Genomic DNA, 10754 nt, shown 5'->3' with positions numbered 1-10754 from the left:
TTTTTCAAGATTTGTTTCAATTTTCACATTCCTTCTTTTTGCGGGGAAAGTATCTGGAATAGTAAATTTTTTGCCCGAAATAATTGTGCTTTCACCGTACCTAAAGGCAGCTTCGTGGTAAGAGCAATTTCTTCATAGGAAAATTCTTCAAAAAACCTCAATTCAATTAACTGGCGGTATTTAGGGTCCATCTTTTCTACTATATCTCTCAATAGCTGATTTCGTTGATTTCTAATGTATCGTTCTTCCGGATCTGCAGCATTACTTTGTACGTCAATAATATAGGTTTCTCCTTTTTCGTTCTCTGCTGTGTCATGAATAGAAAATGTTTCAATTTTTTTCTTCCTGATAAAATCAATACAGTTGTTGAGTGCTATCTTATAAAGCCAGGTACTAAAGGCAAAATCAGGTGTATATTTAGAAAGATTGCTGAATGCCTTACCAAACGCTTCAATGGTCATGTCGTTTGCATCGTCTTCCTGCCGTACCATTTTTAATACTAGAAAATAGATCGAATCCCTGTAACGGGCCATTAAGCGGGCATAAGCGCTTTGATCACCTGCCAGTGCACGATTAACCAATTCAAAATCTTCCTGGGCCCGGTCTGAAAAATTGGGATTCACTGCCATAATACTTGCTTGTTGTTAAAAATACCGGGCAACAACTTAAAATAGTAAAACAGGAATAAAACATCTAATACCGGGAACCACCTAAAAAGGTCATCTTCATGGAGACGCCGCATACAATAAAAATAAATTACTCCTTCTACGCATAAACGGGTGAAAAAGATAGCGGCCAATTCCAGATAAAAATCACTATAAATCAGCAGTAACAATGTTAACGAATAAAACATTACATGGCTGAATGAAAAAAATAAAAGTAAAATCTGATGTTTCTTTTTATAATATTTTGCAGTGCTTATATGGCGTTTCTTCTGGTTCCAGTATTCACTCCAGGTACTCTTTGCTTCACTATACATAAAGGATTCAGGATTCAATTGCACTGCAGTATTGTTTCTGTTGGCAGCGGCATTTACTAAAAGATCATCATCTCCTGACAACAGACCAGGGTGCTTAGGATAAATGTTGTGGTCGAAAAAAAGTTTCTTCCGGTAGGCCATATTTCTCCCTACCCCCATATAAGGAATACCCGAGAGTGCATAAGAAAAGTATTGGATAGCATTAAAGAAAGCTTCAAACCGTATAAATTTATTAAGTAAACCTTTCCTCCTCTTATAAGGAGCATATCCCAAAACAATTTCGTTGCCGGTGTTAAAAGCTTTTGCCATGCTTAGTATCCAATTATTCCCTACAACAGAACAATCTGCATCGGTTACCAGTATGGTTTCAAATTTCGTTGCCCTAATGCCAATAGTTAAAGGATATTTCTTGCCCTTCATAATAGTAGATGATTGCCTGATATTTCGCACTACCAATTTGTCATATTCAGCTGAAAGGTTCATTAAAAATATTTCAGTGTCATCATCTGAATTATCATTAACCACTATTACTTCAAAAAGAAAATATTCCTGGTTAAGGATGTCGATTAAGTTCCGCCGTAAATTGTGGGCACCATTACGGGAACAGATCACTATGGAAACTGGCAATAAGGTGCTTTCGTGATTATATTTAATGTTAAAATCAGCTACACGACGGTAGAAAAAAATGAAATAGAAAATTCGAATCAGGGTAACTATTAAAAGTGTAAACAGCAGATGTTCCAATCTTAAAAATTATAGATGTTTTATAACCCGCTTATCTAAGAGTGACAATAGCTTATTAAATAACTTCTACTGCATTGGTTTGATCGGCCAAACGATGGGCTGGGTCCATATTTTAATATTGAATGTATCACTTAGTTTTGGCGCGGAAAAATAAATAGAATTACGTTTCCAGCAATTATATAGTCGCAGTATGCTGTTTCACATCCGGGCAAAAGATTCACAATCAAGGGCACGTGCCGGTACCTTAACTACAGATCATGGAGCCATAGAAACGCCCATTTTTATGCCGATCGGAACTACGGGCGGAGTGAAAGCGGTACATTTTCGTGAATTAGAAGAAACTATCGGAGCACAAATTATACTTGGAAATACATACCACTTGTATTTGCGACCTGGGTTGGAAGTTATTCATGAAGCAGGAGGCCTGCATAAATTTAACGGCTGGAAAAACCCTATTCTAACGGATAGTGGCGGTTACCAGGTGTTTTCGCTGAGTGATCGAAGAAAGATTGTAGAAGAAGGTGTACGGTTCCATTCTCATATCGATGGGTCAAAGCACCTGTTTTCACCGGAAAAAGTAATTGATATACAGCGTGTGATCGGTGGTGATATATTAATGGCATTTGATGAATGTATTGCGTGGCCTTCTGAATATGCTGAAGTAATTCAATCCATGGATCGTACACATCGCTGGCTAAAGAGATGCCACGACCGTTTTATAAACACGTCGCCATTATATGGATTTAATCAATCCTTCTTTCCTATTGTTCAAGGTGGCACCTTCCATGATTTAAGAAAACGTTCTGCTGAAATGGTAGCCTCTTTCAATTCTGATGGGAATGCAATCGGAGGATTATCAGTTGGCGAGCCTGCCGAAGAAATGTATGCAATGACGGATTTGGTTTGCCGCATTTTACCTGAGGATAAACCCAGGTATCTTATGGGTGTTGGAATGCCGGCAAATATTCTTGAATGTATTTCTCTTGGCATCGATATGTTTGATTGCGTAATTCCGACACGCAACGGAAGAAACGGAATGATTTTCACTAAACAGGGGATAATTAACATCAGAAATAAGAAGTGGGAAAAAGACTTTACCCCATTAGATGATATGAACAATTTTGTAAGCCAAAATTATTCCAAGGCTTTTTTACGTCACATGCTTATGTCGGGTGAAATACTTGGTTGTCAGATTGCGAGTGTACACAACTTATGCTTTTACCTGTGGCTTGTAAAAGAGGCTCGCAGGCAAATTTTACAAGGTAATTTTATGAGCTGGAAAAAATTGATGTTGAAACAGGTAACAGTACGTTTGTAGTTCTTAAAATTATTTTTGGCTTCACTAGATGCAGCTATAGAAAAAAAACTCCGCATTCATAACCATTCGTTTTTAATGATTTGCATTTCACACTCGCTGCCAGGTTGTAAAAAATGATACTGAAAAAACTCGATATCTATATCATTAAGAAATTTCTGGGGTCGTATTTGCTGACTCTTCTTTTATTTATAATTATTGCTATCGTCTTTGACATCACCGAAAAGCTGGAAAACTTTTTAGATCAGAAGATTTCTTTGTCCACTATTATTTTCACGTATTACCTGAATTTCATCCCATACTTTGCCATTCTGTTTACCCCGCTTTTTTTATTTGTAGCGGTTATATTTTTTACTTCCCGCATGGCATCCCGTTCCGAAATTATTGCAATACTCAATTCGGGAATAACTTTTAACCGAATGCTGTTCCCCTATTTTATTGCCTCTGCAATGGTAACTGCCCTGAACATCTATGCAAATCACTGGTTAGTACCGGATGCAAATAAAACACGAATCGCCTTTGAGAATCAATACATCAGTAAGCAGGCAAATAATTCGGACCGCAATATTCATGAACAGGTTGCTAAAGGAGAATTTATTTATATGGAAAGCTTTGATTTTTCAGATAGCTCGGGATATAGATTTTCCTTTGAAAAATTTGACGATGGCAAGCTACTGTACAAGCTCCGTGCAGACCGCATTGTATGGCGTAATAAAAGCCAGGAGTGGGAATTAAAAAATTATGCAGTGAGGATCAACGATACTATGAGTGAAAAACTCTGGTTCGGAAAAGATACCTTGATCCGGTATAATATAAAGCCAAAGGATTTTCAGCAAAATTTGAAAGAAATAACAACGCTGAATGCGAAGGAATTAAATGATGTAATAGTGGATATGAAGCTGAAAGGGGCCGATAATGTAGCTTTTTATGAAGTTGAGAAATACCAACGCACCTCTTTTCCATTTGCCATATTCGTTCTCACGCTCATGGGAGTTTCTTTGGCATCCCGTAAGATACGCGGGGGAATTGGCTTACACCTTGGGTTAGGCATAGCCCTGAGTTTTATATATATTCTTTTCCTGCAATTCTCAAAAACCTTTTCTACTAACGGTAATCTGCCTGCAATTATCGGAGTATGGTTGCCAAATATAATTTTTGGCGCCATAGCACTCTTCCTATACCGGAAAGCGCCAAAATAAGGTACATGAAAAAGTTACATTAATTACCATGGCACAGGCTCATGCGGTGGTTTTAATTCTTCATCCTCATCCATATCATCCATACGCGATTTAAGTATCCGGATTTGCCCTTCCACATTTCCGCGGAATGAATCCATTTCGGCAAATTTTGCAAACCGGTCAATAAACTTAACAGGAATTGTAGCAAGCGAGCCATTGCGATGCTTGGAAATTATAATTTCTGCTGTCCCTATAGTAGAATTTCCTTCTGCATCCTGGGTGATCTTATAATATTCAGGACGATAAATGAAAATTACCATATCTGCATCCTGCTCAATAGCACCTGATTCCCTAAGGTCAGAAAGTTGGGGGCGTTTATCTCCTCCCCTTGTCTCCACGGATCTGTTGAGCTGTGATAAGGCAATCACAGGTATGTCCAATTCCTTTGCAATACTTTTTAGTGCACGGGAAATATTACTGATTTCCTGTTCACGGTTACCCTGCTTATTATCAGTAGTGCCACTCATCAGCTGTAAATAATCAATAATGATCAGCTGAATATCGTGCTGCATTTTTAAGCGGCGTGCCTTTGCCCGCAATTCAAAAATATTTATCGCAGGAGTGTCATCTATAAAAAGCGGCGCTTCAGACAGCGTTTCCACTTTCCTGATCAATTGTTCCCATTCATAATTTTCCAATTGACCACGGCGGATTTTTTCTGCAGGAATTTCTGTTTCAGCAGAGATCAAGCGATTCGTCAGCTGTATTGATGACATTTCAAGAGAAAAAAAAGCGATCGGTTTTTTAAAATCTACTGCTGCATTGCGTGCCATGGATAAAACAAATGCTGTTTTACCCATACCTGGCCGGGCTGCCACCACTACCAAATCAGATTTTTGCCAGCCACTGGTTACACGATCCAGCTGAACAAACCCGGATGGAATTCCTGTAACCGAATCTTTGTGATCCTTTATTTTCTGCAATTGTTCCAGCGCCTTGCTTACAAGGGAACTGATCGGCGAATAGTTTCGGCGAAGGTTCTGATCGGTAATTTCGTAAATTCCCTTTTCGGCTATATCCAGTAATTCAAATACATCAGTAGTATCCTCAAAAGCTTCCCGCACAATCTCCGAAGAAATACGAATCAACTCACGCTGAATAAATTTCTGAGAAATAATCCTTGCATGATAATCCACATTGGCAGCCGATGCAACCCGGTTGGTAAGCCCGGTGACAAAATAGGCTCCTCCGGAATCTTCCAGTTCACCACTCTTGCGAAGCTCTTCAGTAACTGTTAAGATATCTACCGGTTGTGTACGCAGAAAAAGACGCTGAATAGCCATGAAAATTTTCTGATGGGCTTCAACATAAAAGCTTTCAGGTTTAAGAATGTCAATAACCAATGAGAGCGCATCTTTTTCAAGCATTAATGCACCAAGCACTGCCTCTTCCAGATCGCGCGCCTGAGGCGGAACTCTACCGAAAACAAAACTACTGAGATCAGCTGGTGATCTGCGCCGCATTGACCGGGCTTTTCCTGAGACCTTATTTATATCATCTATCGATTCGGACATGTAATTTTTAAAGGGGAACAAAGAAAATTAATTAGAAAATACAGAACGATGAAATCAATATAAAAAGTTGTGAACACGTCCACAGCTGTTGATAACTTTGACAGAAAGAGAAATAGCTACTGTAGTATTAATACGGTTATGAACTTCATAATTAATATATAGTGAAACCTGAGGGCTTATTTAAATCTAATAGCATCTACAGGGTTCAGGCGGGCAGCGGACAAGGCCGGCCAAAAACCGGAGATTAAACCAATTACGGATGCAATAATGACACCACGCATTGCATTTGTAAAATCAAGAACAAGGTCAAAATGAAGTGCAGCAGACAATCCCTTCACTGTTATAAAAACTAAGATTAATCCAAACAGTCCGCCCACTATAGAAAGAATTACTGCTTCGATTAAAAATTCCAGCATAATAAAATAATTTTTCGCTCCTAATGCTTTTTTTATCCCGATAAGGTTTGTACGTTCCCTAACAGAAACAAACATAATATTGGCAATACCAAAACCACCCACCAGAATTGCAAATCCCCCGATAATGATAGCTACCCAGTCCAGCACTCCAAATAAGCTGGTTATCCTGGAAGACAGAATACTCATCTGGTTAAGGGCAAAATTATCTTCGTGAGTTGGTGACAACCTTCTTACTGCACGCATCACTCCTCTTATTTCATCCTTCAATTCATCGAGTGTTACGCCGGCCTTGGCTTTTACTAATATAGAAGGCTGAACGTCGAAACCATTGACCTGTACTTTTGAAACAAGATATTGATAGGGTATCATTGCCAAATTATCATTGCTGGTATTAATAATACTCTCGCCATCTTTTGCAAAAACCCCAATGATGGTTAATTTATCTCCGTACAGTTCTATTTCTTTTCCTGTTGGATCAGATTTATCCGGGAAAAGCTGATCAGCTACTTTATACCCAAGAACCACCTTACGATCTCCTCCAAGGTTTTCACCCGGAGTAAAATAACGACCATATAAAAAATTGAGATCCTGTATGTGGTTATAATCCTGAGATACGCCGTTTACAGTAGAGTTCTTTACATTCCGATCCCTGTACTGAATTACGGGGCCCTGTAACCATATAGAAATTGCAATTGCATCGGCACCTGTTAAATGGTCCTGAAGCTGTTTCATTTCATCATACTTAGCATAAGGACGGTTAACATATTTCCACCAGGGATAATCATTTGAGAATTCCCATGGCCATTTTTCTACATAAACTACATCACTTCCAAACTTGCTTAGCCCTTGTTGTATGTTACGCTGTAAAGAATCAACAGAAGAAAAAATAGTGATCAGGCAAAAAATACCAATTGCAATTCCTAGCAGCGTCAAAAAGGTTCTCAGCTTGTTTACCCTTAATTCCCGAAGAGCAAGGGCAACAGATTCATTGAATATTCTTAAAACAATTTGCATGTGGCGACAAACCTAAAACTAAATAGATATAAAATTATAGCAAAGTAAGCCCAAGTTCAAGCAAGAATATGAACAGGTAGCTTAAAAGAATTTCCCTGTGAAGTGAAAAATTATATCTTTGCAATCCGTTTTTCAAACCTATAAACATCGTATCTATATTTTTTCACGTGTTTCCAGCTTTTGAATAAACTTTTAATAAACCGTAATTTATTGAAAGTACCATGAAACTATCTCAATTTCGCTTTGACCTTCCTCAGTCGCTAATTGCTCAAAATCCATCAAAGAACCGTGATGAATCACGGATGATGATTTTAGATCGAAAGACCGGTAAAATAAAGCATAAAGTTTTTAAAGACATCCTCAGCATTTTCGGTGAAAAGGATTGTCTTATGTTAAATAATACAAAAGTATTCCCTGCACGGCTATACGGGCGTAAGGAAAAAACAGGTGCCAAGATCGAAGTATTTCTGCTTCGTGAACTCAACCATCAAATGAGGTTGTGGGATGTGCTTGTAGATCCGGCAAGAAAGATACGTGTAGGTAATAAGCTCTATTTCGGAACAGATGGTTTACTTGTTGCCGAAGTGGTAGATAACACTACTTCAAGGGGAAGGACTATCAGGTTTTTATTTGATGGCACAGATGATGAGCTTAAAGAAACACTGTATTCATTAGGGGAAACTCCAATACCTAAATACATTAAGCGAAAGCCGGATGAATTGGATAAGGAGCGTTACCAAACAGTATATGCAAAAGTAGAAGGTGCTGTAGCGGCGCCTACCGCTGGTTTGCATTTTAGCCGTGAGCTGTTAAAACGTCTTGAGATTAAGGGAGTAGATCTTGCTGAAGTTACACTCCATACCGGTCTTGGCACATTTCGGCAAATCGAGGTTGAAGATCTTTCTAAACACAAGATGGATGCTGAGTATTTTAAGATTGACCAGGAGACCTGTAATATAATTAACCGCGCTATAGATAATAAAGCCAGAGTTTGCTCTATAGGCACTACTACTATGCGTGCCGTTGAATCTGCAGTATCTGCGCATAAATATGTAAAGCCTGCAGAAGGCTGGACCAATGTTTTTATTCACCCTCCTTATGAATTCAGCATTGCAAACTGCATGATAAGTAATTTTCATATGCCTAAAACCAGTCTTTTAATCATGGTCTCTGCTTTTGGAGGATACGATCAGATTATGGAGGCATATAGAGTTGCAGTGAAAGAGAAATATCACTTTTCTACATATGGTGATGTAATGCTTATTATATAAGAAAACCCTAATAAATTATATAACATCGAAGATATTTCCGATCTTTAAAACGCTTTCACATTTAAGAATTTGAGCGAAAAAAAGTTCGTGCTTGTTGCCGCTGGCGGCTTTGGAACACGCATGCAATCAGAAATACCAAAGCAATTTCTACTGCTGGCAGGAACACCAGTTATTGTGCATACTATTAATGCATTTTCTAATGCCTGGAAAAATCCGGAATTTATAGTTGTACTTCCTGAAGAGGAAATGGCTCGCTGGGAAAAAATCAGGAAAAAGTTTTTGAAAAAGGCCTCTATACATATTATTAAAGGAGGTGCAACGCGATTTCATTCAGTTAAAAACGGGTTAAAAATGATTAAGGAAAATGGGATAGTGGCTGTTCAGGATGCGTGCCGTCCATTTGTGACGGAAAAACTGCTAACCAGATGCCTGGCAACAGCAATGGATAAAGGCAATGCTATACCAGCTATTGATCTGCAGGATTCTATCCGTGAAATAATGAAAGATGGTTCCCGTTACCTTAACAGGAACAGGTATAAAGTAATTCAAACCCCGCAATGTTTTAAGGTTGAAGTGTTGAAAAACTCCTACAGGCAAACATTTTCAGAAGAATTTACAGATGATGCCTCTGTAGCTGAAGCGGCAGGTGTAAAGATAAATCTTGTGGATGGCGACCAAATCAATTTTAAGATTACCACTAAGCACGATCTGGTAATAGCAGAAAGATTAATTGGAAACAGCTTTGGCAATATGTCCAATTAATACGGAGATCTGTCTTTTTTACTTTCCCAATTTGGATGAAAAAGATCCGTTTTCACTTTGCAGTTACTACAAAAAACGTAAATTAATTTGAGAATCTAATCAGTACTCATCTTCATTAAAAAAGAAGTCATCATGGGTAGGATAATCCGGCCAAATATCATCTATACCTTCAAATAGCTCCCCCTCGTCTTCCAGTTCCTGTAAATTTTCGATGACCTCTATAGGTGCACCGGATCGAATGCCATAATCAATTAATTCATCCTTCGTCGCGGGCCAGGGCGCATCTTCCAGATATGAAGCCAATTCAAGAGTCCAATACATATTATAGGGGAAATCAAATTTCCCGCAAAAATAACCGAATAATCAACAAAGCAAAATTTTTTGCAATAACTGTAAAATAGGATTAGAAATTTTTATGAAAGTCTCTACAGGCGCGGTTTCCAGGGTATTTCCTCACTCCCTGTGTCCTGGGTAATTTTTCTGGAAAGCACAAATAAATAATCTGACAATCGGTTAATATACTGTAATATAAGTGGTTCCACTTTTTCTGCTTCGTTTAATTTAACTATTAAACGCTCTGCTCTTCTGCATACACACCTTGCAATATGGCACGCGGAATTAACAGGATGACCTCCGGGAAGAATAAATGATTTCATATCGGGCAAGGTAAAGCTCATTTCGTCCATCTCATTTTCCAGCAACTGCACATCGGTATTATGGAGGTCCGGAATTTTCATACGTGATTTTTCAGGATCACTTGCAAGTAAAGACCCTATGGTGAATAAACGGTCCTGAATTTCTTTCAACATATCTTTATGATGGTCACCATTCACCTGATCACGAAGCAGCCCTATCCAGGAATTCAATTCATCAATAGTTCCATATGCATCAATTCTCAGATGGTGTTTACCGACCCTTGTGCCGCCAATGAGCTGGGTGGTACCTGCATCTCCCTTCTTAGTGTAAATTTTCATAAATAGTATTGAGAAATTAAAGGTAATATCTTTGAAAATCAACAATTCACTCTAACGTTAGCCAGTCAAATATGTCGAAACGTTTTCTGATTGCAGGTGCATTCTTTGCATGCACTGCTGTAATGCTTGGTGCATTTGGAGCGCATGGATTAAGCAGTCAGTTAGGCGATAGCGATCTGCATGTGTTTCATACTGCTGTTGAATATCAGTTTTATCATGCCCTATGCCTGTTGTTTATAGGATTCTTCAGCCAGCAGTATATCACAAAACTGATCACTATTGCTGGAAATCTTTTTATTGCAGGTATTATTTTATTTTCCGGTTCGCTTTATATACTCTCTATAGCTGCGCTCATCTGTGCATCCAAATTTACCTGGATTGGGATTCTCACTCCTATTGGAGGGTTTTTTTTTATTGCAGGATGGATTCTAATGTTGTATTCTTTTTGGAAAATCAAATTGCCTTAGATCAAATCAATATCACAAAAATTATGGTGTGGCAGTTCTAAGTTTCCTGCAACCATAAAA

At 38.5% G+C, this 10754-nt stretch carries 11 protein-coding genes; 5 read left to right on the top strand and 6 right to left on the bottom strand.

Going from position 1 to position 10754, the window contains the following annotated elements; translation table 11 throughout:
* Positions 1-23: 23 nt before the first annotated feature.
* Together H0W62_07420 and H0W62_07415 are read right to left on the bottom strand one after the other, a co-directional pair.
* A complete protein-coding gene (locus tag H0W62_07420) occupies positions 24-629 on the bottom strand; it encodes a sigma-70 family RNA polymerase sigma factor (GenBank protein ID MBA3648364.1) in 606 nt (201 codons plus the stop codon).
* Complete coding sequence (locus H0W62_07415; protein MBA3648363.1) at positions 620-1723, bottom strand: glycosyltransferase; 1104 nt, start codon at positions 1721-1723, stop codon at positions 620-622. The genes H0W62_07420 and H0W62_07415 overlap by 10 nt, the downstream gene beginning before the upstream one ends.
* 190 nt (positions 1724-1913) lie before the next feature.
* Between H0W62_07415 and tgt the strand changes: the two genes are divergently transcribed.
* Both tgt and H0W62_07405 read left to right on the top strand, forming a co-directional pair.
* On the top strand, positions 1914-3041 hold the full coding sequence (gene tgt / locus H0W62_07410) for a tRNA guanosine(34) transglycosylase Tgt (protein MBA3648362.1): 1128 nt from the start codon (positions 1914-1916) through the stop codon (positions 3039-3041).
* 113 nt (positions 3042-3154) lie between these two features.
* Positions 3155-4237 carry an LptF/LptG family permease gene (locus H0W62_07405; GenBank protein MBA3648361.1) on the top strand — a complete coding sequence of 361 codons (1083 nt, stop codon included), beginning with the start codon at positions 3155-3157 and terminating at the stop codon, positions 4235-4237.
* A gap of 23 nt (positions 4238-4260) precedes the next feature.
* On the opposite strand, the gene dnaB is transcribed toward H0W62_07405, so the two are convergent.
* Complete coding sequence (dnaB, locus tag H0W62_07400) at positions 4261-5790, bottom strand: replicative DNA helicase (protein MBA3648360.1); 1530 nt, start codon at positions 5788-5790, stop codon at positions 4261-4263.
* A 176-nt stretch (positions 5791-5966) separates the two neighbouring features.
* Entirely contained in the window at positions 5967-7220 is a 1254-nt protein-coding gene (locus tag H0W62_07395) for an ABC transporter permease (protein ID MBA3648359.1), read from the bottom strand.
* A gap of 221 nt (positions 7221-7441) precedes the next feature.
* Here H0W62_07395 and queA point away from each other — a divergent pair, with 221 nt between their 5' ends.
* Together queA and H0W62_07385 are read left to right on the top strand one after the other, a co-directional pair.
* Positions 7442-8491 carry a tRNA preQ1(34) S-adenosylmethionine ribosyltransferase-isomerase QueA gene (gene queA / locus H0W62_07390; protein MBA3648358.1) on the top strand — a complete coding sequence of 350 codons (1050 nt, stop codon included), beginning with the start codon at positions 7442-7444 and terminating at the stop codon, positions 8489-8491.
* A 69-nt stretch (positions 8492-8560) separates the two neighbouring features.
* The gene (locus H0W62_07385) at positions 8561-9253 is read left to right on the top strand and encodes a 2-C-methyl-D-erythritol 4-phosphate cytidylyltransferase (GenBank protein MBA3648357.1); all 693 of its coding nucleotides are present in this window, start codon (positions 8561-8563) and stop codon (positions 9251-9253) included.
* A gap of 99 nt (positions 9254-9352) precedes the next feature.
* Here the strand turns inward: H0W62_07385 and H0W62_07380 are convergent, their stop codons facing one another.
* Positions 9353-9574 carry a DUF2795 domain-containing protein gene (locus H0W62_07380; GenBank protein ID MBA3648356.1) on the bottom strand — a complete coding sequence of 74 codons (222 nt, stop codon included), beginning with the start codon at positions 9572-9574 and terminating at the stop codon, positions 9353-9355.
* A 104-nt stretch (positions 9575-9678) separates the two neighbouring features.
* On the bottom strand, positions 9679-10227 hold the full coding sequence (locus tag H0W62_07375) for a cob(I)yrinic acid a,c-diamide adenosyltransferase (protein ID MBA3648355.1): 549 nt from the start codon (positions 10225-10227) through the stop codon (positions 9679-9681).
* Positions 10228-10298: 71 nt separating this feature from the next.
* Between H0W62_07375 and H0W62_07370 the strand changes: the two genes are divergently transcribed.
* Positions 10299-10694, top strand: coding sequence for a DUF423 domain-containing protein (locus tag H0W62_07370; GenBank protein MBA3648354.1), 396 nt, complete (start codon positions 10299-10301; stop codon positions 10692-10694).
* The last annotated feature ends 60 nt before the right edge of the window (positions 10695-10754 follow it).

Source organism: Chitinophagales bacterium (assembly GCA_013816805.1).
GTDB lineage: Bacteria > Bacteroidota > Bacteroidia > Chitinophagales > UBA10324 > MGR-bin340.
Note: the sequence above shows the minus strand (reverse complement) of the source record. Positions and strands in the feature narration are given on the sequence as shown.

Bases quoted from the DNA above. Each gene is read 5' to 3' on its own strand.
- H0W62_07420 (MBA3648364.1), bottom strand. From the start codon at position 629: ATGGCAGTGAATCCCAATTTTTCAGACCGGGCCCAGGAAGATTTTGAA.
- tgt (MBA3648362.1), top strand. From the start codon at position 1,914: ATGCTGTTTCACATCCGGGCAAAAGATTCACAATCAAGGGCACGTGCC.
- H0W62_07405 (MBA3648361.1), top strand. From the start codon at position 3,155: ATGATACTGAAAAAACTCGATATCTATATCATTAAGAAATTTCTGGGG.
- dnaB (MBA3648360.1), bottom strand. From the start codon at position 5,790: ATGTCCGAATCGATAGATGATATAAATAAGGTCTCAGGAAAAGCCCGG.
- H0W62_07395 (MBA3648359.1), bottom strand. From the start codon at position 7,220: ATGCAAATTGTTTTAAGAATATTCAATGAATCTGTTGCCCTTGCTCTT.
- queA (MBA3648358.1), top strand. From the start codon at position 7,442: ATGAAACTATCTCAATTTCGCTTTGACCTTCCTCAGTCGCTAATTGCT.
- H0W62_07380 (MBA3648356.1), bottom strand. From the start codon at position 9,574: ATGTATTGGACTCTTGAATTGGCTTCATATCTGGAAGATGCGCCCTGG.
- H0W62_07375 (MBA3648355.1), bottom strand. From the start codon at position 10,227: ATGAAAATTTACACTAAGAAGGGAGATGCAGGTACCACCCAGCTCATT.
- H0W62_07370 (MBA3648354.1), top strand. From the start codon at position 10,299: ATGTCGAAACGTTTTCTGATTGCAGGTGCATTCTTTGCATGCACTGCT.